The organism is Streptomyces sp. NPDC049597, from assembly GCF_040675505.1.
In the GTDB taxonomy this organism is placed as follows: Bacteria; Actinomycetota; Actinomycetes; order Streptomycetales; family Streptomycetaceae; genus Streptomyces.
Window position 1 is genome coordinate 149,615 of sequence record NZ_JBFAOY010000008.1, and the last position, 23,606, is coordinate 173,220.

A 23,606-nucleotide genomic window follows, 5' to 3' on the forward strand; every position below is an offset into this window, starting at 1 on the left:
ACAGGAGGTCGCCGTGTTGAAGCCCCGCAGATCCGCGCGCACTCGAACCTCGTTCACGGCCGCGGCGGTTGCCGCCGCCGCGCTCGTCCTGGCGGCCTGCGACACGGACTCCGGCGCCCACGCCGAGGCGGGCCCGGAAAAGGGGGCGTCGGTCATCGCGCCCGGGAAGCCGGGAGAACCGGCGAAGACCCTGTCCGCCGAGGAGGCCGAGAAGGCCGTGCCGGACGACAGCCCCAACACCGCCGACTTCCGCTACGTACACATGATGATCACGCACCACCAGCAGGCACTGGAGATGATCTCGCTGGCCGACGGCCGGGCGGGCTCACCGCGCGTCGAGCGGCTCGCCGACCGCATCGCCGCCGCGCAGGAGCCCGAGGTGGGGGCGATGCGGGCGTGGCTGAAGACGCACGGCGGCGGCGACTCGGCAGGAGGCCACGAGCACGACCACGCCTCCATGCCGGGCATGGCCACCGATGCCCAGCTGGACCGGCTCCGCCGTGCCGGGGGGACCGACTTCGACGAGCTCTTCCTCGAACTGATGATCACCCACCACCAGGGGGCGCTCACCATGGCGGCCGACGTCCTGTCGCACGGCAACAACGTCGCGGTGGAGGAGATGGCGAACGACGTGATCGCGCAGCAGACGAGCGAGATCGGCCGGATGCGAGCGATGTGAGTGCCGCCGGGCGGTGCCGCGACGACACTCCGGCTGGAGACTCCCCAGGCGCGCACGCCGGTGCGATGCTGGAATCCCCTGCGGGAAGGAGCGCAGCCGTGCTTCGCGTCGCCGTCGTCGGATCGGGCCCCAGCGGGGTCTACGCCGCGCAGTCCCTCGTCCAGCAGTCCGCCGTGCCCGACGTCCGGGTGCACATCCTGGACCGACTTCCCTGCCCGTACGGACTCGTGCGCTACGGGGTCGCCCCCGACCACGAGAAGATCAAGTCGCTGCAGAACAACCTGCGGTCCGTGCTGGAGGACGACCGCATCGACTTCTTCGGCAACGTCGAGGTCGGGGCGCACGGTCTGGCGCCGGCGCGGCTCCTGGAGCTGTACCACGCCGTCGTCTACTGCGTGGGGGCGGCGCGGGACCGCAGACTCGGCATTCCCGGTGAGGACCTGCCCGGCAGCCACTCCGCCACCGACTTCGTCTCCTGGTACAGCGCCCACCCCGACGCGGTGACCGGCGGATTCCCGCTCGGCGGGCCGTCGGCCGTGGTGATCGGGGTCGGCAACGTGGCCGTCGACGTGGCCCGCATCCTCGCCCGGGGTGCGGACGAACTGCGGCCCACCGACGTGCCCGAACCGGCGCTGGCGGCGCTCGCGGCGAGCGGCGTACGCGACGTGCACATGGTGGGCAGGCGCGGTCCGTCCGGCGCCAAGTTCACCACCAAGGAGCTGCGGGAACTGGGCGCGCTGCCCGGGGCCGACGTGCTGGTCGAGCCGGCGGACCTCGCCCTGGAGACTGCGTACGCCGATCCCGAGGCCGTGCCCGCCGTCGTCCGGCGCAACCTCGCGGTCGTACGGGAATGGGCGGACCGGCGGCCCACGGGCAGGGCCCGCCGCATCCATGTGCGGTTCTTCCTGCGCCCGGTCGAGGTGCTGGAGCGCGGCGGGCGGGCCGCCGGGGTCCGCTTCGAGCGCACGGCGCCCGACGGCCGGGGCGGTGTGCGGGGCACGGGTGCGTACGAGGACATCGAGGCGCAGCTGGTGCTGCGGGCGGTGGGCTACCGGGGTGTGCCGACGGACGGCCTCCCGTTCGACGCGGATCGCGGCATCGTGCCGAACGCGGCCGGGCGCGTGCTCAGGGGCGGCGTGCCGTCACCCGGCGAGTACGTGGCGGGGTGGATCAAGCGGGGACCGACGGGCGTCATCGGCACCAACCGGCCGTGCGCCAAGGAGACCGTCGCCTCGCTGCTGGAGGACGCGGCACGCCTGGCCGCCAGGCCGGTCGCGGCCGATCCGGTCGCGGAGCTGCGCGCGGCCGGACACCGTCCGGTCGCCTGGCCGGGCTGGCTGGCCATCGAGTCGGCCGAGGAGGCACTGGGCCGCACGCTGGGCCGGCGTTCGGTCAAGATCGCGGACTGGCAGGGTCTGCTGACGGCCGCGGACGGGGCGGACTGAGGCGGCAGGGGGGGCCGGCCGCACAGCCGGCGGAGGGCGGCGCCGACTGCAGCAGGTCTCACCCGTGTGCCGCGGGACACGCTCGGGACCCGGTGTGGCGGCCGTCTTCCGGACGTGCCCGCCGACTGCCGGACCGGACCCGCCACCTGCCGGAGCGAGCCCGCCGTCCGCCGGACCGAACCTGCCGACTCCCGACTGCCGACTGCCGACTGCCGAACCCGCCGTGGTCGCCGACTGCCGGACCCAGGCCGCCCGGGCCCGGCCGTTCAGCGTGCGGCCAGGCGTTCGTCCTCGCCCTCGGCCGCGGCGAGCACGCTGTCGAGCAGCCCCGGGAAAAGGGCCTCCAGATCGTCCCGGCGCAGGCAGTTGAGCTTGGCGGTGCCCCGGTAGATCTGCTGGATCACGCCGCTCTCGCGCAGCACCCGGAAGTGGTGGGTGGTCGTCGACTTGGTGACGGGCAGGTCGAAGTACGAGCAGGAGAGTTCGTCACGGGTGGCCGCTAGGGCCCGGACCACCCGCATGCGCATGGGGTCGGAGAGTGCGTGGAGCACGCTCTCCAGCCGGATCTCGTCCCGCGCGGGGTGATCGAGAACTCGGGCGCTGCTCACGCTCGTCACGGTGGCTCCGCTTCGTCCGGGGTTCGCCCGGGATTCGTCCGGTGGGTTCGGTACGGCAGGGGCGCGGCCGCTGCGGCTCGCCCCGGTCCCCATTGTACGAGGGGTATCGTAGTTTGACACTTCCCGTACTACGATGCGTATCGTACGAACCGTGACGGAGTCCCGCCCCGCGATTCCGTACCCCGGTTCCGCCCTGCCTGAAATGGAGTCCGCCGTGAGCTCGCTGTTCCAGCCCTGCACCCTGCGCTCGCTGACCATCCCCAACCGCGCCTGGATGGCGCCGATGTGCCAGTACAGCGCGGAGGTCTTCGGCCCGAACGCGGGCGTCGCGGGCGACTGGCACTTCGCCCACTACGCGGCGCGCGCCGCCGGCGGCACCGGCCTGATCCTCGTCGAGGCGACCGCGGTCAGCCCCGAGGGCCGGATCAGCCCCGCGGACCTCGGCATCTGGAACGACACGCAGGTGGAGGCGTTCCGGCGCATCACCCGCTTCCTCAAGAGCCAGAACACCGTTCCGGGCGTCCAGCTCGCCCATGCCGGCCGCAAGGCCTCCACCGACCGGCCCTGGAAGGGCGGCGCGCCGCTCGGAGCCGACGAGCACGGCTGGCAGCCGCTCGGCCCCAGTCCGGTCCCCTTCGACGAGGGGCACCCCGTGCCCGACGAGCTGACGCGGGAAGGGATCGCCGAGATCGTCGGCCAGTTCGCGGACGCGGCCCGCCGCGCGCTCGACGCCGGGTTCGAGATCGCCGAGGTCCACGGCGCGCACGGCTACCTGATCGGCGAGTTCCTCTCGCCGCACAGCAACCACCGCACCGACGAGTACGGCGGCTCCTTCGACAACCGGATCCGCTTCGCGCTCGAGGTCGTCGACGCCGTGCGCGCGGTGTGGCCGCAGGAACTGCCCCTGTTGTTCCGCATCTCGGCCACCGACTGGCTCGAGGAGCAGGGCTGGACCCTCGACGACACCGTCCGCTTCGCCTCTCTCCTCAAGGAGCACGGCGTCGACCTGCTCGACGTCTCCTCCGGCGGCAACGCCGCGCGCGTCCGCATCCCCACCGGCCCCGGCTACCAGGTGCCCTTCGCCGCGCGGGTCAGGGCGGAGACCGGGCTGCCGGTCGCCGCGGTCGGTCTGATCACCGAGGCCGAGCAGGCCGAGAAGATCCTCTCCAACGGCGAGGCGGACGCCGTGCTGCTCGGCCGTGAACTGCTGCGCAACCCGTCGTGGGCGCGGCACGCGGCCCGCACGCTCGGCGCCGATGTCCACGTGCCGCAGCAGTACCACCGCTCCGTCTGACCGCTGCCCTCCTTCCGGACGCCCGCCGTCCGCCGCCTGCCGCCGCCGTCCCGCGCGGCGGCAGGCGCGGGGCATCCGGCGCCGAGCCCGCCGGGAGACCTCTCCCGGCGGGCTCGGCGCGTGTGCGGGAGATTCACCCGCGCGCACCGATGAGTTTCGCCGGCCGGTCCGGTCCGCACTCCTGTCACGAGGCCGACGTGCGCACGGACCGCATCGCAGGACGCTGTCAGTGGTCGGGTGCAGACTGGCCCGTATCCGAGACAACGGCGTCCTGGAGGGATATCGGCCATGACCGATGTACTGCTCACCGTAGGCACTCGCAAAGGGCTCTTCATCGGCCGCAGGAGGGGCGGTGCGTGGGAGTTCGAGGGGCCGCACTTCAATGCGCAGGCCGTCTACTCGGTCGGCATCGACATGCGCCGAGCGGTGCCACGGCTGCTCGTCGGGGGTGACAGCGCGCACTGGGGCCCCTCCGTCTTCCACTCGGACGACCTCGGCAAGACCTGGATCGAGCCGAAGAAGCCGGCGGTGAAGTTCCCCAAGGACACCGGCGCCTCACTGGAGCGGGTGTGGCAGCTGCACCCGGCGTCCGACGCGGCACCGGACGTGGTCTACGCGGGCACCGAGCCCGCCGCGCTGTTCCGCTCCGAGGACGGCGGCGAGACCTTCGAGCTCATCAGGCCGCTGTGGGAGCACCCGACCCGCTCGCAGTGGGTCCCCGGGGGCGGCGGTGAAGGGCTGCACACGGTGGTGACCGACCGCCGGGACCCCGATGCCGTCACGGTCGCGGTGTCGACGGCCGGCGTGTTCCGCACCCGCGACGGAGGAGCGAGCTGGGCGCCCTCCAACCGGGGAGTGTCGGCGGTCTTCCTCCCCGATCCGAACCCGGAGTTCGGGCAGTGCGTGCACAAGATCGCCCAGGACGCGGCGAACCTGGACCGTCTGTACCTCCAGAACCACTGGGGCGTCTACCGCAGCGACGACGCCGGGGCCACCTGGACCGACATCGGCGCCGGGCTGCCGTCCGACTTCGGTTTCGCGGTGGCCGCGCACCGGCACCGCGCCGACACCGCGTACGTCTTCCCGATCACCGCCGACTCCGACCGCGTCCCGGCGGGCCGGCGCTGCCGGGTCTACCGGACGGGCGACGCCGGCAGGAGCTGGGAAGCGCTGTCGGAGGGCCTGCCCGAGGGCGACCACTTCGGGACGGTGCTGCGCGACGCGATGTGCACGGACGACGCGGACCCCGCCGGCGTCTACTTCGGCAATCGCAACGGCGAGGTGTACGCGAGTGCGGACGACGGCGACTCATGGCAGCAACTCGCCTCGCACCTCCCGGACGTGCTGTGCGTGCGGGCGGCGGTGATGCGCTGAGGGGGCCGGTCACGAAGGCGGCCAACGGCCGCCGGGGGAACGGATCATGTGGTGCCGCGGGCGCTGACCGCACCAGTAGAGTGGCGCCCCGTGGCACCACGACCGTTGAAAGAAATCATCGAGCCCGGCTGGGCCGACGCTCTCGCCCCCGTGGCCGAACGCATCGCCGCCATGGGGGACTTCCTCCGCGCGGAGATCGCCGCGGGGCGTACGTACCTGCCCGCCGGACAGCATGTGCTCCGCGCGTTCCAGCAGCCCTTCGACGACGTCCGGGTGCTGATCGTCGGGCAGGATCCGTACCCCACGCCGGGCCATGCCGTCGGGCTCAGCTTCTCGGTGGCGCCGGAGGTGTCGCCGTGGCCGCCCAGCCTCGACAACATCTTCCGGGAGATGCACGCCGACCTCGGCCATCCCCGTCCCTCGAACGGGGATCTCACGCCCTGGACGCGTCAGGGCGTGCTGCTGCTCAACAGGGCGCTGACCACGGCGCCGCGCAAGCCCGCCGCGCACCGCGGCAAGGGCTGGGAAGAGGTCACGGAGCAGGCGATCCGCGCGCTCGCGGCGCGCGGCAAGCCACTGGTGTCGGTCCTGTGGGGCCGGGACGCGCGCAATCTGCGCCCGCTGCTGGGTGATCTGCCGGCGATCGAGTCGTCGCACCCCTCGCCCATGTCCGCGGACCGCGGCTTCTTCGGCTCCCGCCCGTTCAGCCGGGTCAACGAGCTGCTGATCCGGCAGGGCGGGCAGCCCGTCGCCTGGCGGCTGCCGTGATCCGTGTGCTCGGCGTCGACTCGGGCGGCTCGGGCCTGCGGGTCGCGCTCGCCGAGGCGGGTGCGCTGGAGAAGGCCGAGGTCTCGGTGTCCGCCGAACCGGTGCGCACGGGCCCGGACGGGATCGACGCCGGGCACATGCTGGAGCAGCTCGTCCCGATGGCGCGCGCCCTTCTTCAGACGGCCGGGGGCGGCGAGCCGGCCGCCGTGGTGATCGGGGCGGCCGGGATGGCCACGCTGGGCGGCCGGCTGCGCGCCGAGCTGCCCGCCGCGCTGGCCTCTTCGCTCGGCGTACGCCGGCTGGGGCTGGCCGCCGACGCGGTGACCGCGTACGCGGGGGCGCTGGGTCAGCGGCCCGGCGCCGTGGTCGCGGCGGGCACCGGCATGATCGCGGTCGGCACGGACCTCGTGTCGTGGCGCCGGGCCGACGGCTGGGGTCATCTGCTGGGCGACTGCGGCGGCGGGGCCTGGATCGGCCGGGCGGGTCTCGAGGCGGCGCTGCGCGCGCACGACGGACGCAGGGGCGGTTCGCGGGCGCTGCTGGCGCGGACGGAGGCCGTGTTCGGCCCGGCGGCCGAACTGCCGGGGCTGCTCTACCCCCGCGCCGACCGGCCCGCGATGCTGGCCTCCTTCGCCCCCGAGGTGGCCGCCTGCGCGGACCACGACCCGGTGGCGGCGGGCGTCCTCGCCCGTGCGGCCGCGCACATCGCCGAGGCGGCCGCGGCTGTGTGCCCCGCGGAGGCCGAGGCGCCGGACGGCTGCGAGGTCGCGGTGACCGGCGGGGTGCCGAAGCTCGGCGACCCGCTGCTCGTGCCCCTGCGGACCGAGCTCGCGCACCAGGTCCCCCAGGCGCGCGTCGTCCCCGCGGCCGGGGACCCGCTGTCCGGCGCGCTGCTTCTCGCGGAGGCCGTCGCGACCGGCGGGCTGCTGCTGCCGCCCCATCCGGCCATGCTGCACGTCGTGACGGGCGGCACCGCGTGATCCACTCATCGCCGTACGGATAAACACGGACAGAAGACGCACGACTGCACCCTCCCCGAACAGCCGCGCCCACAAAGCCAGTAGCATGCGGCGCCATGAGCTCCCCCACTGGGCCTGCACCCGGCCTGCCTGTACGAATGCCACGCCCCCGACAGACCGGGCGACACCGCCGCCCGGAGCCCGTGGCCGCTCCCGAGGGCGCGCCCGCGCTCGTTCTCGCCGTGCCCGGTCCCCCCGCGCCCACGACGCGCAGCCTGGCCGAAGAAGTCATCAGCATCGCCCGCTCCGAGCTGCCCGGGCTCGACGTCGCCATCGGCTACCTCGACGGCGACGACGAGGAGTACCCGACGCTCACGGCGGTCCTCGCGCGCACGGCGGCCGTCCGCGCCGAGCGGTACGAGATCGCCAGGGCCGCCGGCCGCGAGGTCGCGGAGCCCGAGGGCCCTGCCGCCGTCGTCGTCCCGCTGCTGGCGGGCCCGGACAACGCGCTGATGCGACGGATCCGCGAGGCGCTGATGGACAGCCGGGTCACGGTGGAGCTGACCGACGTCCTCGGTCCGCACCCGCTGCTCGCCGAGGCCGTGCACGTCCGGCTGTCCGAGGCCGGCATGGCGCGCGCCGACCGCGCGCGGCTGTTCACGGTCGCGACGGCGGCCGACGGCATCATCCTCGCCACGGTGGGCGGCGAGGAGGCCGTGCAGGCCGCCGGTATCACCGGCATGCTCCTGGCCGCCCGGCTGGCCGTGCCGGTGATGGCCGCGGCGCTCGACGAGCCGGGTTCGGTGGCCGCGGTCGCGGAGGAGCTGCGCGGTTCGGGCTCCGTCCAGCTGGCGCTGGCGCCGTACCTGGTGGGCCCGGAGCTGCCGGAGGGGCTGCTCGACGCCGCCGTGAAGGATGCCGGCTGTGCCGCTTCGGAGGCACTCGGCGCGTACCCGGCGATCGGCAAGCTGGTGCTGTCGCAGTACGCGACCGCCCTGGGCATCGCCCAGCCGCAGGGGACTCAGCTGCGCTGACATCCCGCCGGGCGCCGGTGCCGAAGGGCCCGTGCCGGTCGACGTCTCGACCGGCACGGGCCCTTCGCGTGTGTGCGGCCGACCGCCGCGCCGTCAGGTGAGGACCACGCAGGACGCGGCCGGGACCGGCAGGGAGCCGGTGGGCTGCGGGATGCCCGTCGCCTGGTCGACGTGGAACCAGGTGACGTCCCCGGAACGCTCGTTCGCGGCGTAGAGCCTGCGGCCCGAGGGATCGAGTGCGAGGTCGCGGGGCCAGTGGCCGCCGCACGGAACCGTGGCCACGAGCTGCGCCTCCTCGGCGGTCTCGTCCAGGTCCAGCACCGCGATGCCGTCGTGGCCGCGGATCGCGGCCCACAGGCGTCTGCCGTCGGGCGCGACGACGAGTGCGGAGGGGTACGCGGGTCCCGCCGCGCCGTCCGGCAGGACGCGGTGCGCGGCGACCGGCTCCAGGGTGCCGTTGCGGTCGTCCCAGCGGCACACCGTGAGCGTCGGCTCCAGTTCGCCCAGCACGTAGGCGTGGCGGCCGCCGGGGTGGAACGCGAGGTGGCGCGGTCCCGTGCCGGGCGGCAGCGCGGTCGTCCGGTGGGCGGCCGGAGTGCCGGTGACGGTGTCGAGGGCGTGGACGCGTACCGCATCGGCGCCGAGGTCGACGGCGAGCATCCAGCGCCCGGACGGGTCGGGCAGTGCCTGGTGGGCGTGGGGCCTCGTCTGGCGGTCCGGGTCGGGGCCGCGGCCCTCGTACCGGACGACCGAGGAGACCGGGCCCGGTGATCCGTCCGGGCGGAGCGGCAGCACGCTGACGCTGCCGGAGCCGTAGTGGGCGGTCAGCAGCCGGGCCCCGGCGAGCGCGAGGTGCGTGGGGCTGTGGCCGTCGACGGGTACCGGTTCGCCGAGCGGGCGCAGCGCGCCGCCCGTGATGTCGAAGGCGGCGACCGCGCCGTCGGCCGTCTCGGAGACGGCGTACAGGACCGAGTCCGTCGCGGCGAGGTAGGAGGGGTCGGTGACCGAGCGGGTGGCGGCGGTGGCCGTCAGGGCGCCGGTTCCGGTGTCCACCGAGGCCGCGACGACCCCTGGTCCGCCCGCCGAGGTGAACGAACCGATGAAGGCCCGTCCCACGCCTGTGTCACCCACAGCAGTCCCCTCTCCGCCCCGCCCCGTGCCCGTGGACCGCCCACGGGCCGCACACGGGTGCGCCGCCCCGACGCTAGCAGCAGGTCTAGACCAAGAGGAGTCGCCGGGAGCGGCGTCCACGCCGCAGGCCGCTCACGCCGGTACGAGCGGGGCGCGCGGGGACGTGCGCACCGGATGGGCGAGGTCCGCGAGCGCGCGTTCCAGGCCGTGGAGGTGGCCGAGCGCCGCCTCGGCCCCCGGGTGGTGCGGCGGCACGTGCACGATCTCGGTCGCGACCGCCGAGTGGACGGGCCGCGCGGGCACGAGCGCGTGGGCGGCCGCCTCGACGCGCCCGCAGGCCGCGGCGAGCCGGGCGTCGTGGGACGCCTGCGGATCGGCGGCGACGGCGGCCAGCCCGCGTACCTCGCGTGCGCACGCGTCGAGCAGCTCGATGACCCGGCGCGCGCGGGCCTTCCGGGCGCGCAGCGGGCTGAGCGGGTGGACCAGCGGGGCGAGCGAGAGGCGTACGCGGCCGAGCAGCAGCTCGAGCTCCGCGGCGAGCGGTGCCGGATCCGCCCTCTCGTCGCCTGCGAGGCGCCGCGCGGCCGTGGTGGTGCAGTCGTGCACGCACCGGACAGCGCGCCGGATCCAGGCGTCGGTCGCGGTGTGGGTCGTGACGGGCAGGACCAGCGCGACGGCGAGCGCCGCACTCAGCGCGCCGACCGCGGTCTCCTCCAGGCGCAGGAGCAGCAGGCCCGGGTGGAGCACGCCGAGCAGCCCGTAGAGCAGACCGGCCATGACGGTCACGAAGAACATCATCCAGCTGTACGACGGGGCCGCGGTGTAGAAGATGCCGAAGACGCACACGGCGACCAGCACGGCGGTCGGGCCGGGCGCGCCCGCCACCGGGACGGCGACCAGCAGGCCCGCGACGATGCCGGTGACGGTGCCGACGACCCGGCGGAAGCCGCGAATCAGCGTCTCGCCGCGGGACGCGGTGTTGACGAAGATCCACCAGGCGGTGCCGACGGCCCAGTACCAGCGGTCCCCCGACACGAGCTGTCCGGCCGCGAGCGCGAGAGCGCACGCGGCGGTGGCCTGGAAGGCCTGGCGGGTGGTGGGCCGGGCGAGGCCGCGGCCGGGCAGGGGCGCGGGCAGCGGGGGCGGGGGTGTCCGGCGTTCGATGCACCAGGCCCCGAAGCGGACGGCGGACGCGGCGGCGAGGGCCAGGGCGACGGCTCCGTACAGTTCGGGCAGCTGCGCGGGGACGGCGTGCAGGAACTGGGTGACGAAGAACATCATGAACGCGAAGATCCCCAGCGCGTGTCCGCGCGGGCCCCACCGGCGGGCGTGGACACCGCAGAAGACCACGGCGAGCCAGGCGGCGGCGCGTGCCGACGGCTGTCCGTGCAGGACGGTGGCCAGCGCCAGGACGGGGAAACCGGCCGCCGGCAGCAGCGCCGTCGTCACGGCCTGCCGGCGCACCGTCGGGTCGGCGACGGTGAACAGGGCGAGCAGGGCGGCGAGGCCGCCGGTGATCGAGGCGACGAGCGAGAGGCCGGCGAGCTCCGCGGCGGCGACGGCGAGGCCGACTCCGAGGACGGCGCGCGTCGAGACGCGCAGCCGCATGCGTCCCGGGTCGGGCGCGGTGAACGCCCTCTTGATGTGCTGCAGGCCGGTCATGCTCCTCACGACGGTCGTCCCGCCCCCCTCGCTGATCGACGCGCCGCTCTGCGGCGGCCTCGGACACGGCAAAGGCGCCGCGGGTCCGGTCCGGCTCCGTCGCCGGTCCGGCGCTGCGCAGCGCCCTGTCGCTACAAGGAAAACATCATCGGGTCAATGGCTCAACCGGGCCGGATTGCACTGGGCCATTGGTACAGTGGCAGAAGGTGTACGGCGACCATGGAAGGACCAACGGACCATGGCGGTGGACGAGCTCGACACCCGCATCCTGCGCCTGCTGATGGAACAGCCGCGCACGAGCGTGCGCGAGTACGCGCGTCTTCTCCAGATCGCCCGCGGCACGCTGCAGGCCAGGATCGACCGGCTGGAGCGCGACGGCGTGATCACGGGCACGGGGCCCTATCTCTCCCCCGCCGCGCTCGGTCATCCGGTGCTCGCCTTCGTCCACATCGAGGTGACCCAGGGCCACCTGGACGAGGTCGGCGAGGCGCTGGCGGCCGTGCCGGAGATCGTCGAGGCGTTCTCGATCACGGGCGGCGGGGATCTGCTGACCCGGGTCGTGGCGCGGGACAACGGTCATCTGGAGGACGTGATCCAGCGGCTGATCAACCTGCCCGGTGTGGTCCGTACGCGGACGGAGATGGCCCTGCGGGAGCGGGTGCCCTACCGGCTGCTGCCGCTGGTCGAGTCGGTGGGGCAGGCAGCCGGTTCATCCCGCTGACCGGTCCCTTGACATGCTGTTGGCATGCTGGACGCCATGAGCCCTGCGCACACTCCCTCGGTCATCTTCGATCTCGACGGCACTCTGGTCGACAGCGAGCCGAACTACTACGAGGCGGGGCGCAGAGTGCTCGCCGCGCACGGGGTGACCGGTTTCGACTGGGCGGAGCACACTTCCTTCATCGGCATCGGCACGCGCGAGACGCTGGAGATCCTGCGGGCCCGGTACACCATCGACGCGCCGCTCGACGAGTTGCTGGCGGAGAAGAACCGGATCTACCTGGAGCTGGCACGGGCGTCGACGGACGTCTTCCCCGAGATGCGGACGTTCGTGGAGCGTCTGGCGGCGGACGGGGTGCCGATGGCGGTCGCGTCCGGCTCGTCGCGGGCCGCGATCGAGGCCGTCCTCGCGGGGACCGGCCTCGACGCGTACATCCCGCTGACCGTCTCCGCGGAGGAGGTCGGACGCGGCAAGCCGGAGCCGGACGTCTTCCTGGAGGCGGCCCGCCGACTGGGGGCGGACCCGGCGGACTGCGTCGTCCTGGAGGACGCGCCGCCCGGCGCGGCGGCCGCACGGGCGGCGGGCATGCGCTGCATCGCCGTGCCGTACGTCCCCGGCACGGCGGCCGACCCGGCGTTCCTGGCGGCGGACCTGCTGTTCGCGGGCGGCCAGCGGGAGTTCACGTCGCAGACGGCGTACGCCTGGACGACGGCCCCGCGCTGACGGGCGGCGGGCCGCACCGGGGAGCGGAGTGCCAAGGGGCCCGGTTCCCGGGACAGGGGCACCACCCTCCGGTGGGTGACGGTGCGAACGAGGGGGCGGAGCCGCCCGGTCCGGGGGGCGAAGCACCGCGGATGCTCTGGCCGTGGCGCCGGCCGGAAGCCCAGGGGGCCCACGACCCTGCGCCGGGCGGCGGCCGACGCCGGACCGGGGACGAAGCGGCGGCCCGAAGCAGCCGGCACGCAGTGCCCACGGCGGCCGACGCCGGACCGGTGACGGGGCGGCGGCCGAGGCAGCCGGCGCGGGCACTCCAGGCGCAGAACCCACACGGGGGCGGCGACCTCGTCGTCAGTTGCCCGGCGTTCATTCCGTGGCGTCCTTCAGTTCGCCGCGCAGGCGCTGGGCGCGCAGGACCAGGAGCATTTCGAAGCGGCGGTCCGGGTCGTCGATCGCGTCGCCCCACAGTTCGCGGATCTGGCGCAGCCGGTAGCGGGCCGTCTGGGGGTGGACACCGAGGCGGGTCGCGACCTCGGGGGCGCCGCCCGAGGTCTCGATCCAGGCGAGCAGTGTCGCGGCGAGGCGGCGGGCCTGGACGGGGCTCGTGCCCTCCAGCGGTGCGAGACAGCGCGGCGCCGCCGCGTCGATCAGTTCCTGGGAGGGCAACAGCACCAATTCCTCCGTGCGTTCGGTGCAGTGCAGCACCTCTCCCCGCGGCAGCAGATCGCTCTCCACCAGCCGCACCGCAGTCTCCGCCCAGCGCAGCGAGGTCGCGGCGGCGGCGAGCGGCACCGAGGGCCCGATGGCGCCGGACCAGCCGGCAGTGGCCCGGCGCACCATGTCCCAGCGGCCCGCGGTGTCCGGTTCGGGGATGACGATGCGGGGCTGCTCGCTCTCCATGTCGAGGAGGATGCCCTGCCCGACGGCCGGCGCCACGGCCTCCCTGGCCGGCCGTATGAGCAAGCCCACGGCGATCGTCCGGGGCAGCTCCCAGCCGATGCGGGCGGCCCGTTCGCCGAGCGCGGCGGCCGGGTCGCCGCGGTGTTCGACCAGTAATCGGTCGATCAACTGACGCTGGAGGCGCAGGCGTTCCCCGGCACGGCGGGCCGCCGCCTCGGCGTAGCCGCGCACCGACTGCTCCACGAGCCCGTCCAGGTACTCGAAGCCGGATTCGGCGAGTTCGTACATGGCGGGCGCGGCGATGTCGACCAGCTGGCCGATCTCGGCGAACCTCCGCCACGCGAGCCGGACGCCGAGCCGGTAGATCGCCTGGAGGGAGTCGAGACTGCGGCCGTTCAGGCCCTCGCCCCGCCCGAACTCCTGGAACACCTCGGGCGGCACGCGGGGGTCCTGGGCACCGGACGCCAGGTGCTGCACGAAGCGTTCGATCGCGCGCCGGATGCCGACGAGGGCCATGGGCTCGCCGGACTCGTCCTCCACGAGCCGCAGGTGCGGGAAGTCGTGGCGGATCTCACGCAGGATCGCCTCGGCCAGTTCACCGGCCTCGCCGAGGGCGATGGCGGCGAACCGCTCCACCTTGGGCCGGGGCACGTCGCGCCATGCCGGGCGGGTCATCGTCCCGGCGGGGCGGTGTCGTAGCTGATCAACGGGACGTTCGGCTGCTCGGGAGTGGCGTCGAGCACGGCGACGATCCCGAAGGCCGTGCCCACGGCGAGTGCCGCGGCGACCACCGCGGTCGCTGCGGCGGCGAACAGTCTGCGCATAGTCGGGTCAGCTCCTCGTTGGAGACGATCCCCACCCCGTACGGCCGGCCCCACCGGCTGGAGGCACAGTGTTGACGGGACATTGACAATCCGTCAAGTGCGCCCCTACTGTCATGGCCCGCGAGGGCTGACCGGCCCGGGCCCGTGCATCTCCGTGCGAGTTTCTCGATTCAGGAGTGCCCGGATGCGCCGTACCGCTTCACCGATGTCCCTTGTCCTGCTGGGAGCCGGGGTCTTCCTGCTGGTCCTGGCCCCCCTCCTGGTCGCGTACGTCCAGCCGCACGCCAAGCGCACCCCGATCGACGTCGACACCACCACGGTGTTCACCGGTAAGGGAAGCTACTTCGACACCTCGAAGCTCAGGACCGTGCACGGGAAGACGATCACGATCACCCGCCAGGTCCGCGGCGACGTGTCCGACAGTGTCAGGAGCGGCAACGCCGTCTGGGACGTGTCGACATCCGTCGACACCGATCGCACGCTGCCCGCGTCCGACACCCGCGACTCCCTCCAGTGGACGCTGGAGCGCTGGGTGACCGACCGCTCCACCAACGAGCCGGTGCACTGCTGCGAGGAGACGCCCACCTTCGACGGCGAGGCGTACCTGAAGTTCCCCTTCGACGTCGAGGAGCGCTCCTACCGCTGGTGGGACGGCACACTCGGCGCGGTGGTGCAGCTCCGCTACGCCGGCCGCAGGACGGTGCAGGGGTACGAGGGCCTGCGGTTCACCGGCAGCGTCGCACCCACGAGGACGGGTGTGCGCCAGGTGCCGGGCCGGCTCGTCGGGCGCCCGCGGACGCCGCAGGTGCTCGCCGAGGAGTGGTACGCCAACAGCGCTGTCGAGCTGGTCGCGGACCGGCGCACCGGCCGTATCGTGTACGCGGCCATCGGACCTCGCAAGACCCTGCGCGCGCCCGGTTCGGACAAGGACGCGGTCGTGCTCCTGGCGAGCGAGAAAATCGCCTTCACGCCCCGTACACAACGGCAGCAGGTGGACCTGGCCGCGGCGGACAGCGAGAAGCTCGCGCTGCTCGGTACCACCGCACCGGCCGGGGCGGCGGTCCTGGGCGCGCTGCTCGCCCTCCTCGGCGGTGCGCTGGTCGCACGCGGACGCCGACCGGAACGCGCGAATCCGGATGCTCACCTGATGACGAATCAGGCCGCCTGACCGCCCCACAAGTTGTCATACCGGTGAGTAGCCGTGTGTCGAACACGTGCCGAACACTGGCTGTCCCCACCAGAGCACGGCCCCACCCGGTCACCTTTCCCCCACCGTGCGGCCTTTGTGCCGCACTCCCCCAACCTCCCACACAGCGAAACGAGTTGGAGCACGCATGCCCCAGCACGTACCTCCCCCACTGCTCGACGCCGGACGGCACCCGCACCGGCACCCGCTCGGCCGCTCCGTGGCAGCCCCGCAGGACCCCGGGCCGCCCCGCCGCATCGTCTTCCTCGCCCACCGCGACCTGGACAACCCCGCCGCCGGCGGCTCGGAGCTGCTGATCGACCGGCTCGCCGGCGGTCTCACGGACCGCGGCCACGACGTCACCCTCCTGTGCGGCGGCCCCGCCGGGCACCGACGGCCCTACCGCGTCGTGTCGGCGGGCGGCGCGCTGGGGCACTACGCCGCCGCCCGTTCGGCCTTCGCCCGGCAGATCGGCACGTGCGATCTGCTCGTCGAGGTCTGCAACGGGATGCCGTACCTGACACCGCTGTGGCACCGCGGTCCCACCCTGTGCCTGGTCAACCACGTGCACACCGAGCTGTGGGACATGCGCTTCCCCCCGCCCGTCGCCCGGGCCGGGCGGCTGCTGGAGCACTGGGCCCTGGCGCGGGCGCACCGGGGCAACCTCCTGGTCGCCGTCTCCCCGTCCACGGCGGGCGCGCTGCGGGCGATCGGCGTGGACCCGGGGCAGATCCGCGTGGTGCACAACGGGGTCCACGAGCCCGGCGTGCGCACGCCTCGCTCCACGACGCCGCTCTTCCTTGCCCTGGGCCGCCTGGTCGACTACAAGCGCATCGACCTCCTGCTGCGGCTGTGGGAACGGGTCCGGCCAGTGACCGGCGGCAGGCTCCTCATCGTCGGCGACGGTCCCGAACGGCAGCGGCTCGAACGCCTCGCGGGCCCGTCCGTCGAGTTCACCGGCCATGTCACCGAGGAGGAGAAGCACCGGCTGCTGTGCGCGTCCTGGCTCCTGCTGCACCCCGCGGCCGTCGAGGGCTGGGGGCTCGTGGTGACCGAGGCCGGGGCGCGCGGCACGCCTGCTCTCGGCTTCGACGTGCCGGGCCTGCGGGACTCGGTGGAGAACGGCGTCACCGGCGTTCTCGTCGGCGGCGAGTCGTCGTTCGCGGCCGCGTGGTGCACCCTGGCGCTCGACGACGACCGGCGTGAGGGCATGGGCAAGGCCGCGGCCGAGCGCGCCGCCGCCTTCCACTGGAGCAGCACCGTACGGCGGTTCGGGGCGGTGGCGGCCGAGGCCGTGGAGCGCGCCGGCGCACAGGGCGGCGCGGGGACGACGGGCGCGGGCAGGTGAGGGACCCGTCGTTCCGCCGCTCCCTCACCCTCTTCCGGGCCTTCCTGCGCGAGCAGGACGATCCCCATGCCGCCTACCGCCTGCTGGCGCGGGACGCGGCCGACCAGGTGGAGCGCCACATGGGGCTGAGCGGCCGCGTCGTCGTCGACGTCGGCGGCGGACGCGGGTACTTCACGCGGGAGTTCCGCAGGCGCGGCGCCCACGGCTACCTGTTCGAACCGGACCCGGCCGAGCTCGCCGCCGAGCCGGGCGCGGGCACGGTCGTGGCGGACGGCTATCTGCTGCCGCTCGCCGACGGCGCGGCGGACGTGTGCTTCTCGTCCAACGTGCTGGAGCACGTGTCCGACCCCCGCACCTTCCTCAGCGAGATGGTGCGGGTCACCCGGCCGGGGGGGCTCGTCTACGTCTCGTTCACCAACTGGCTGTCCCCGTGGGGCGGTCACGAGTGGGCGCCCTGGCACTACTTCGGTGCGGAGCGCGCCCGGACCCGCTACGAGCGGCGGACGGGCCGGCCGGCCAAGCACCGCCTCGGGGAGAACCTCTTCGCCGTGGGCGTCGGCGCGACGCTGCGGCACGTCAGGGGCCGCGGCGACGTGCAGATCGTCTCCGCGCGGTCGCGGTACTGGCCCGTCGTCCCCCAGCTCGTCCCCCTCGTGCCGGGGCTGCGCGAGTTCGCCACCTGGAACCTCCTCCTCATCCTCCGGCGGTGTCCATGACCAGCGCTGTCCACGCCCGCCCGCCCGCCTCCCCCGCGGCCGGCCCCCCGCCGCCGGGCCCGCCGCCCCCGCCGCGGCGCTCGCGCCGCTGGCTGCTCGGCTTCTGGGCCGCGGTCCTCGTCGCGTTCCTCGCCGTCTCGCCGGGGCGGATGACGTTCGAGACGAAGCTCGGTGTCGTGGCCGACCCCTGGAAGTTCCTCCGCGACCTGGGCCAGTTGTGGCACGACCGGGCCGGGTTCGGCGGCATCGCGGACCAGTACGCCGGCTACCTGATCCCCATGCTGCCGTTCCATGCGGCCGCCGACCTCGTGCGGCTGCCCGTGTGGCTCGCCGAGCGGCTGTGGCTCTCGCTGGTGGTCACCACGGCCTTCTGGGGTGCGCTGCGCCTTGCGGAGCGCCTGGGCACCGGCTCCGCCGCGACCCGGCTGCTCGGCGCCGCGGTGTACGCCCTGTGGCCGACGTACACCATCGTCGTCGGCTCGACGTCGGCCGCCGCCCTCCCCGGAGCCCTCCTCCCGTGGGTGCTGCTGCCGCTGACCGACCCCCGCACGAGCCCCCGGACCGCCGCTGCCCGCTCCGCGCTGGTCATCCCCCTCATGGGCGGTGTGAACGCTGCGTCCACCCTCGCCTCGCTGCTGCCCGTCGGCCTGTACCTGCTGTGCCGGCCGGCCGGGCCCCGCAAGCGCGCGCTGATCGCCTGGTGGACGCCGTGCGTGGTCCTCGCGACCGCCTGGTGGATCGTGCCGCTGCTGCTGCTCGGCACGTACGGCGAGAACTTCATGCCGTACGTGGAGACGTCGCAGACCACCACCGCGACGATGTCGGCGACCGAGGTGCTGCGCGGCGCGGGCAACTGGGTCGGCTACCTGAACTTCGGGGAGGCGTGGCTGCCCGCCGGCTGGACCGTCGCCACCTCAGCCCTGGTGATCGCCGGGTCGGCGCTCGCGGCCGCGCTCGGACTCGCCGGTCTCGCGCGGCGCGATCTCCCCGAGCGGCGCTGGCTGGTGCTGACCGTGCTGACGGTCGCCCTCGTGACCCTCGCCGGGTACGGCGGCGCGCTGGGCGGCCCCTTCCACGAGACGGTGCAGGGCTGGCTGAACGGGCCCCTGGTGCCGTTCCGGAACATCTACAAGTTCCAGACCGGCATGGCGCTGGCGCTCGCCCTCGGCCTGACGCACCTCACGGCCGTGGTGCCGCGCACCGTGCCCGCCCGCGCCCGCCGCCTCGCGCCCGTGGCCGCGGCCGCCCTCGTGCTGCCCGGCCTCTGCTGGCCCTACCTCAACGGCTCGATCCTGCAGCCCGGTTCGTTCCGGAAGCTGCCCGCGTACTGGGAGGCGACCGCCGACTGGCTGGCCGAGAACGCGGCCGAGGACCGGGCGCTCGTCGTGCCGGCGACCGCGCACGGCCTGTACACGTGGGGCTCGCCGATCGACCAGCCGCTGGACGTCCTCGCCCGCTCGCCCTGGGCGCAGCGCGACTACGTGCCCTTCGGCACTCCGGGCAACCGGCGGGCCATGGACGCGGTGGAGCAGGCGCTGACGTCCGGCGGCGAAGTGCCGGGCCTGAGCGAGTTCCTGGGCCGCGCGGGGCTCCACCACGTCGTCGTGCGCAACGACCTCGACCCGGACCAGATCGGCCACGTCCCGACCACGACGGTGAAGCGCACGCTGGAGGCGTCCGGGTACAGGCGGGTCACCGGGTTCGGTCCGGTGGTCACCGGCGGACGCATCGCGGACGACACCCCCGTGCAGGTCGAGGGCCTCTTCCCGCGCCAGCGCGCGGTGGAGGTCTACGAGCCGCCCGCCGGGACCGCCCGCCCCGGCACGGCACGGATGGCACCGGTGGCGTCGACGGCGGTGGTCAGCGGCGGGCCCGAGACCCTGCTGCCGCTGTCCGCCGACGGCGCCCTCATCGGGCGCCCCGCCGTCCTCGCGGGGGACGCCCGTCCCGGGGTGGACCGTCCTTCCCTGTACGCGGCGGGCGACGGGATGCGCCGTGCCGACACCCGCTTCGGACTGGTGAACTCGCACACGTCGCACACGTACACGCGTCAGGAGCGCAACCCCGAGAAGGCGGCGCAGGACCCGGGCGCGCAGCCGCGGCAGATCCTGCCCCTGACGGCGGAGCGGCACCGCACGACGGCCGTGCTGCGGGGAGCGGCGTCCGTCAGCGCGTCCTCCGTGGGGAACTGGCTGTTCCATCTGCCCCAGTACGACCCGGTGAACGCCTTCGACGGCAATCCCGACACCGGCTGGGCGGAGGGATCGCCGGGCTCGCCCGAGGGCGAGTGGCTGCGCGTCGCGTTCACCGGCCCCACACGGATACCCGCGACGCTTTCCCTGACCCCGCTGCCGAGCGGCAACGTACGCGCGGCTCCCACGTCGGTGCGGGTGGAGACGGACCGGGGCAGCAGGGTGTCCCCGCTGCGGCCGGACGGAACGGCGCAGCAGGTGGCCGCCCCGGAGGGCGACGCGCGGTGGCTGAAGGTCACGATCCTGGACTCCCAGCAGGGCCGTCCCGGCCTGACCGGCGCGGGATTCACGGAGATCTCGGTTCCCGGTGTGCAGGTGACCCGGATGCTGGAGCTGCCCGCCGACGCTCCGCGCGAGGGCGCGGGCGCCGTCGTCTACTCGCTCCGGCGCGGCAGCGATCCGGGCGGACTGTCCGCGGTGCCGGCCGAGGTGGGGCTGCACCGGCAGTTCGACGCCGCTCGCCCCGGCGACTACTCGGTGCGGGCGAGCGCGTTGCCCGTGCCGGGCGACGCGCTCGACCAGCTGCTGTTCGGCCTCACCGGACAGCGCGACAAGATTCTGGTGAGCGCGGACTCCACGGCACGCCTCGGCACGAACCTGAGCGCCAGGAACCTCACGGACGGCGACCTGACCACGGCCTGGGTCGCGGGCGAACGCCCCGTCCTGCACCTGTCCTGGCCGAAGAAGACGCCGGTCGGCGAGATCGTGTTCGCGGCGGCAGGGGGGCTCGCCACCCGGCCCGAGCAGGTGCAGATCAGCTCGCCCGACGGGACGGCGGTGGCGGCGGTGGACGAGAACGGCATGGCGCGGTTCTCCCCCATCACCACCGACCGGATGGACATCACGATCTCCCGTGCGGCGCCGCTGACGCTCCACAACCCGGTCGCCGACGACCGGTTGCAGCTGCCGGTCGGGCTGAGCGAGGTCCACATCCCCGCCCTGGAGAAGTTCCGCGCGCCGCGGCCGGACCCGGACGCGACGTTCACGCTGCCCTGCGGCAAGGGACCGGTCGTCTCGGTCGACGGACAGTTCCTCGGGACACGCGCCGAGGGGCGGGTACGGGATCTGACCGAGCGCCGGCCCGTCGCCGTCTCGCTCTGCACCAAGGGCGGACGTGTGCCGCTCGACCGCGGCACGCACACCGTCGAGGCCGGGGACGCCGGCCCGCTGGCCGTCACCGGGATCACGCTCGCGACCGGGCCGTCGCGGGCCGAGGCCGGCACGCCCCGCCGGGTGGAGACCGTCTCGGGCGGCGGCGACCACCGCACCGTGCGGGTGGGCGCGGGAGAGGCCTCGTACCTCCAGATCCACGAGAACCACAACGCGGGCTGGAAGGCCACGCTGAACGGCAGGGAGCTGACGCCGCTGCGGATCGACGGCTGGCAGCAGGCCTGGCTCGTCCCGGCCGGCCAGGGCGGCACGGTGACGCTCCTCTACGAGCCCTCACGTGTGTACGACGCCGGGATGATCGGCGCCGGGGCGCTGCTGGTCCTGCTGGCCGCACTCGCCCTCGTCCGCCGTCGTTCCCCTGCCGCGTCGGCGCTGCCGGAGCAGGCTGCGCCGCCCGGCCCCGGGCTGCTGCTCGGCACCGTCGCGCTGACGCTGGCGGGTGCGGTGGTCGCCGGCCCCGTCGCCGTTGTGGTGCCCCTGCTCGCGGTCGTGGCGTGGCTGCGTCCGGCGGTTCTCGGTCCGCTCGCGTTCGCGGCCATGGCCGGTGCCGGGGCCGCCGCCGTCGCCGGCAGCGGGGAGGCGGCAGCGCTGGGCCGGGGGGCGTACGGCCCGGTGGCCCAACTCCTCGCCCTGACCGCGCTGTTCGCCGCTCTGGTGACGGTGGGCCGGGAACGCCGGAGCGGGTCTCACCGGGCCACCGGAGCGACGTCGGGCGACGGACACGAGTCCCACAGCGAAAGAGGGAGGGTCCGATGACCACCGTTCAACGACAGTCCACCGCCCGAGCAGCCGCGGAGGGACCGCTCGCCCGGGTGCCGTTTCCGGTCGTCGACGAGGTGGCCCGGCATTGCGCGGACCCCTTGGAGCCCAACACGGTGCACATCGAGATCCACCTGCCGGGCCGCATCCCACCGGACCGGCTGCGCGAGGCGTTCACCCACGCGCTGCGCCGGCATCCGCGGGCGCTGATGAGGGAGCGGCCGCACGGCCCGTTCGCGCGGCGCTACGAGTGGGAGCTGACGGACGGGCCGGACACCGACGTCGTCTCGGTGCCGCCGCCCGTGCCCGGTGCCCTCGCGCTCGCCCGCGCACGCGCGCTCACCGTGGCGCCGCCGCTGTCGGCGTCCCCTCCACTGCGCCTGGAGGTCGTGGAGGAGCCGGGGACACCGGGCTGCGTGCTCCTGTTCACGGTGCACCACACGGCGCTCGACGGCCCGTCGTGCCTGCGGATCGCGGCGACGGCGGCGGAGTTCCTCAGCGGCCGCCCGGCCCCTGTCGTGCCGTCCCCGGTCCGGCCCCTGGCCGCACCGGCTCAAAGGGCGGCCCGTACGCCCGTACTGGCCAGACCCGCCCGGGTCGCCGCGGGCAGACCGGGGCCGGTGCCCGGCAACGCGATGCTGGTGGCCGAACTGCCCGTGCCCCGACGGGAGCCGGACGCTCCCTACACGGTCAACGACCAGTTGATGGCCGCCACGGCCCTGACCGTCGCCGACTGGAACCGCGAGCACGGCGCGCCCGAGCGTCCGCTGCGCATCACGATGCCCGTCGACGACCGCAGCCGCGGTCCCGAGATGCCGATCGGCAACGGCACCCGCCTGGTGGAGGTCGGCTTCAGGGCAGCGGAAGTGGCGGCCGGCGCCGACATGGCCGTCCTGCTGCGGCTCACCGCGGAACGCACCCGCGCCCTCAAGGCACGGCCCCGTCCCCCACTGGGGCGCGGCGCGTCCCTGGTGACCGCGCCCGTACTGCCCGTCGGCGCCAGGGCCGCGACGACCCGGGGCCTGACGCGGCTGGCCGCGCCGTGGACGTCCACGACGCTGCTCAGCAACATCGGCCGCGTCCCCTACCCCCTGGACTTCGGCGAGGCCGGCCGGGCGGGCGCCGTCTGGTTCTCGGCGCCCGCCCGGATGCCGCGCGGTCTGACCGTCACCACGGCGTCCACGGGCGGCCGGCTGCACCTGGTACTGCGCTGGTCCCGGGCCCTGCTGGGCGACGACGACGGGCTGCGGCTGCGCGAGGTGTTCGCCCGCCGTCTGGCGGCGACGGATGCGGAGGCCCTGTGAGCGGCACCGCTCCCCCCGGCCTGCGCGAAAGCGGCACCGTTCCCCCGGGCCTGCGCGCCTTCTACGAGAACCCCGCCGTGCCGGTGGCGTCGGGCGACGCGCGCAGCAGGCGCCAGGCGCTGCTGCTGGCCCGGGCGCTCGACGTGCCGGGCGCGCTCGTCGTCGACGTCGGCTGCGGGGACGGCAGCGCGGCCGCCACCGCGGCCCCGTACCTCGCCGGACACCGGATCGTCGGTGTCGACTGGTCGCAGGACGCCCTGCGCCGGGCCCGGCCCCGGCTCGCACACGCGGTGCGCGGGGAACTGGGCGACGGCGGCCTCCCGTTCGCGGCCGGCTGTGCGGACGCCGTGCTGTTCAGCGAGGTCGTCGAGCATCTCGTCGACCCCGACTCGGCCCTGGACGAGCTGCGGCGGATCCTCAAGCCCGGCGGTCATCTGATGCTGTCCACGCCGAATCTGGCCGCCTGGTACAACCGTGCGCTGCTGCTGGCCGGATGGCAGCCCGTCTTCTCGGAGGTGAGCCTGCGCGCCGTCCACGGCCGGCCGGGCCGCGAAGTGGTCGGTCATCTGCGGCTGTACACCGCCCGCGCGCTGCGCTCCTTCCTCACCGCGTCCGGTTTCGAGGTCGTACGGATCGCGGGCGCTCCGTTCCACGGGGTGCCGCGCGGGCTGCGGCTGCTGGACCGGGCGGTCTGCGCCGTGCCCTCGGCGTCGTCCATCCTGCTGGCCCACGCCCGGCGGAGGTAG

20 protein-coding genes are annotated in these 23,606 nt (G+C 74.5%); 15 read left to right on the forward strand and 5 right to left on the reverse strand.

Features of this window, described 5'->3' with window-relative positions; all coding sequences use genetic code 11:
• Positions 1 to 13: 13 nt before the first annotated feature.
• Both AB0K02_RS12390 and AB0K02_RS12395 read left to right on the forward strand, forming a co-directional pair.
• Positions 14 to 679: a DUF305 domain-containing protein gene (locus AB0K02_RS12390; protein WP_365992326.1), complete on the forward strand. Its 666-nt coding sequence runs from the start codon at positions 14 to 16 to the stop codon at positions 677 to 679.
• Between the two features lie 98 nt (positions 680 to 777).
• Complete coding sequence (locus AB0K02_RS12395) at positions 778 to 2,124, forward strand: FAD-dependent oxidoreductase (protein ID WP_365992327.1); 1,347 nt, start codon at positions 778 to 780, stop codon at positions 2,122 to 2,124.
• A 266-nt stretch (positions 2,125 to 2,390) separates the two neighbouring features.
• Here AB0K02_RS12395 and AB0K02_RS12400 read toward each other — a convergent pair whose 3' ends face one another.
• A complete protein-coding gene (locus AB0K02_RS12400) occupies positions 2,391 to 2,741 on the reverse strand; it encodes a helix-turn-helix transcriptional regulator (protein WP_365992328.1) in 351 nt (116 codons plus the stop codon).
• 214 nt (positions 2,742 to 2,955) lie between these two features.
• Between AB0K02_RS12400 and AB0K02_RS12405 the strand changes: the two genes are divergently transcribed.
• From AB0K02_RS12405 to AB0K02_RS12425, 5 genes are all read left to right on the forward strand, one after another.
• Positions 2,956 to 4,035, forward strand: a complete 1,080-nt coding sequence (locus AB0K02_RS12405; RefSeq protein ID WP_365992329.1) for an NADH:flavin oxidoreductase/NADH oxidase — start codon at positions 2,956 to 2,958, stop codon at positions 4,033 to 4,035.
• Between the two features lie 288 nt (positions 4,036 to 4,323).
• Positions 4,324 to 5,409: an exo-alpha-sialidase gene (locus AB0K02_RS12410; protein ID WP_365992330.1), complete on the forward strand. Its 1,086-nt coding sequence runs from the start codon at positions 4,324 to 4,326 to the stop codon at positions 5,407 to 5,409.
• Between the two features lie 90 nt (positions 5,410 to 5,499).
• Positions 5,500 to 6,177 (forward strand): uracil-DNA glycosylase, encoded by a 678-nt coding sequence (locus AB0K02_RS12415; RefSeq protein ID WP_365992331.1) that lies wholly within the window; start codon positions 5,500 to 5,502, stop codon positions 6,175 to 6,177.
• Positions 6,174 to 7,157: a BadF/BadG/BcrA/BcrD ATPase family protein gene (locus tag AB0K02_RS12420; RefSeq protein ID WP_365992332.1), complete on the forward strand. Its 984-nt coding sequence runs from the start codon at positions 6,174 to 6,176 to the stop codon at positions 7,155 to 7,157. Before AB0K02_RS12415 ends, AB0K02_RS12420 begins: the two co-directional genes overlap by 4 nt.
• A gap of 95 nt (positions 7,158 to 7,252) precedes the next feature.
• Complete coding sequence (locus tag AB0K02_RS12425; RefSeq protein ID WP_365992333.1) at positions 7,253 to 8,170, forward strand: hypothetical protein; 918 nt, start codon at positions 7,253 to 7,255, stop codon at positions 8,168 to 8,170.
• A 93-nt stretch (positions 8,171 to 8,263) separates the two neighbouring features.
• Here the strand turns inward: AB0K02_RS12425 and AB0K02_RS12430 are convergent, their stop codons facing one another.
• Both AB0K02_RS12430 and AB0K02_RS12435 read right to left on the reverse strand, forming a co-directional pair.
• Positions 8,264 to 9,301 carry a lactonase family protein gene (locus AB0K02_RS12430; RefSeq protein WP_365992334.1) on the reverse strand — a complete coding sequence of 346 codons (1,038 nt, stop codon included), beginning with the start codon at positions 9,299 to 9,301 and terminating at the stop codon, positions 8,264 to 8,266.
• Between the two features lie 132 nt (positions 9,302 to 9,433).
• Positions 9,434 to 10,963 (reverse strand): FUSC family protein, encoded by a 1,530-nt coding sequence (locus tag AB0K02_RS12435; protein ID WP_365992335.1) that lies wholly within the window; start codon positions 10,961 to 10,963, stop codon positions 9,434 to 9,436.
• A 238-nt stretch (positions 10,964 to 11,201) separates the two neighbouring features.
• On the opposite strand from AB0K02_RS12435, the gene AB0K02_RS12440 reads away from it, so the two are divergent.
• Both AB0K02_RS12440 and AB0K02_RS12445 read left to right on the forward strand, forming a co-directional pair.
• The gene (locus AB0K02_RS12440) at positions 11,202 to 11,684 is read left to right on the forward strand and encodes an Lrp/AsnC family transcriptional regulator (RefSeq protein ID WP_365992337.1); all 483 of its coding nucleotides are present in this window, start codon (positions 11,202 to 11,204) and stop codon (positions 11,682 to 11,684) included.
• A 36-nt stretch (positions 11,685 to 11,720) separates the two neighbouring features.
• Positions 11,721 to 12,407: an HAD family phosphatase gene (locus tag AB0K02_RS12445; RefSeq protein WP_365992338.1), complete on the forward strand. Its 687-nt coding sequence runs from the start codon at positions 11,721 to 11,723 to the stop codon at positions 12,405 to 12,407.
• A 360-nt stretch (positions 12,408 to 12,767) separates the two neighbouring features.
• Here AB0K02_RS12445 and AB0K02_RS12450 read toward each other — a convergent pair whose 3' ends face one another.
• Positions 12,768 to 13,976, reverse strand: a complete 1,209-nt coding sequence (locus AB0K02_RS12450; RefSeq protein ID WP_365992339.1) for a helix-turn-helix domain-containing protein — start codon at positions 13,974 to 13,976, stop codon at positions 12,768 to 12,770.
• Positions 13,973 to 14,125 carry a hypothetical protein gene (locus AB0K02_RS12455; RefSeq protein WP_365992340.1) on the reverse strand — a complete coding sequence of 51 codons (153 nt, stop codon included), beginning with the start codon at positions 14,123 to 14,125 and terminating at the stop codon, positions 13,973 to 13,975. The genes AB0K02_RS12450 and AB0K02_RS12455 overlap by 4 nt, the downstream gene beginning before the upstream one ends.
• Positions 14,126 to 14,309: 184 nt before the next feature.
• Between AB0K02_RS12455 and AB0K02_RS12460 the strand changes: the two genes are divergently transcribed.
• The 6 genes from AB0K02_RS12460 to AB0K02_RS12485 all read left to right on the forward strand — a co-directional run bounded on the left by AB0K02_RS12460 (position 14,310) and on the right by AB0K02_RS12485 (position 23,606).
• Entirely contained in the window at positions 14,310 to 15,293 is a 984-nt protein-coding gene (locus tag AB0K02_RS12460; RefSeq protein ID WP_365992341.1) for a DUF3068 domain-containing protein, read from the forward strand.
• Positions 15,294 to 15,459: 166 nt separating this feature from the next.
• The gene (locus tag AB0K02_RS12465) at positions 15,460 to 16,659 is read left to right on the forward strand and encodes a glycosyltransferase family 4 protein (RefSeq protein ID WP_365992342.1); all 1,200 of its coding nucleotides are present in this window, start codon (positions 15,460 to 15,462) and stop codon (positions 16,657 to 16,659) included.
• Positions 16,656 to 17,375 (forward strand): class I SAM-dependent methyltransferase, encoded by a 720-nt coding sequence (locus AB0K02_RS12470; RefSeq protein ID WP_365992343.1) that lies wholly within the window; start codon positions 16,656 to 16,658, stop codon positions 17,373 to 17,375. Before AB0K02_RS12465 ends, AB0K02_RS12470 begins: the two co-directional genes overlap by 4 nt.
• Complete coding sequence (locus AB0K02_RS12475) at positions 17,372 to 21,553, forward strand: alpha-(1->3)-arabinofuranosyltransferase family protein (protein WP_365992344.1); 4,182 nt, start codon at positions 17,372 to 17,374, stop codon at positions 21,551 to 21,553. The genes AB0K02_RS12470 and AB0K02_RS12475 overlap by 4 nt, the downstream gene beginning before the upstream one ends.
• Positions 21,550 to 22,860, forward strand: a complete 1,311-nt coding sequence (locus AB0K02_RS12480; RefSeq protein ID WP_365992345.1) for a condensation protein — start codon at positions 21,550 to 21,552, stop codon at positions 22,858 to 22,860. Before AB0K02_RS12475 ends, AB0K02_RS12480 begins: the two co-directional genes overlap by 4 nt.
• Complete coding sequence (locus AB0K02_RS12485; protein ID WP_365992346.1) at positions 22,857 to 23,606, forward strand: class I SAM-dependent methyltransferase; 750 nt, start codon at positions 22,857 to 22,859, stop codon at positions 23,604 to 23,606. Before AB0K02_RS12480 ends, AB0K02_RS12485 begins: the two co-directional genes overlap by 4 nt.

What these genes read in the sequence shown, in the direction of transcription:
- AB0K02_RS12435 (WP_365992335.1), bottom strand. Translation starts at nt 10,963, where the DNA reads ATGACCGGCCTGCAGCACATCAAGAGGGCGTTCACCGCGCCCGACCCG.
- AB0K02_RS12450 (WP_365992339.1), bottom strand. Translation starts at nt 13,976, where the DNA reads ATGACCCGCCCGGCATGGCGCGACGTGCCCCGGCCCAAGGTGGAGCGG.
- AB0K02_RS12445 (WP_365992338.1), top strand. Translation starts at nt 11,721, where the DNA reads ATGAGCCCTGCGCACACTCCCTCGGTCATCTTCGATCTCGACGGCACT.
- AB0K02_RS12440 (WP_365992337.1), top strand. Translation starts at nt 11,202, where the DNA reads ATGGCGGTGGACGAGCTCGACACCCGCATCCTGCGCCTGCTGATGGAA.
- AB0K02_RS12460 (WP_365992341.1), top strand. Translation starts at nt 14,310, where the DNA reads ATGCGCCGTACCGCTTCACCGATGTCCCTTGTCCTGCTGGGAGCCGGG.
- AB0K02_RS12465 (WP_365992342.1), top strand. Translation starts at nt 15,460, where the DNA reads ATGCCCCAGCACGTACCTCCCCCACTGCTCGACGCCGGACGGCACCCG.
- AB0K02_RS12480 (WP_365992345.1), top strand. Translation starts at nt 21,550, where the DNA reads ATGACCACCGTTCAACGACAGTCCACCGCCCGAGCAGCCGCGGAGGGA.
- AB0K02_RS12425 (WP_365992333.1), top strand. Translation starts at nt 7,253, where the DNA reads ATGAGCTCCCCCACTGGGCCTGCACCCGGCCTGCCTGTACGAATGCCA.
- AB0K02_RS12475 (WP_365992344.1), top strand. Translation starts at nt 17,372, where the DNA reads ATGACCAGCGCTGTCCACGCCCGCCCGCCCGCCTCCCCCGCGGCCGGC.
- AB0K02_RS12455 (WP_365992340.1), bottom strand. Translation starts at nt 14,125, where the DNA reads ATGCGCAGACTGTTCGCCGCCGCAGCGACCGCGGTGGTCGCCGCGGCA.
- AB0K02_RS12410 (WP_365992330.1), top strand. Translation starts at nt 4,324, where the DNA reads ATGACCGATGTACTGCTCACCGTAGGCACTCGCAAAGGGCTCTTCATC.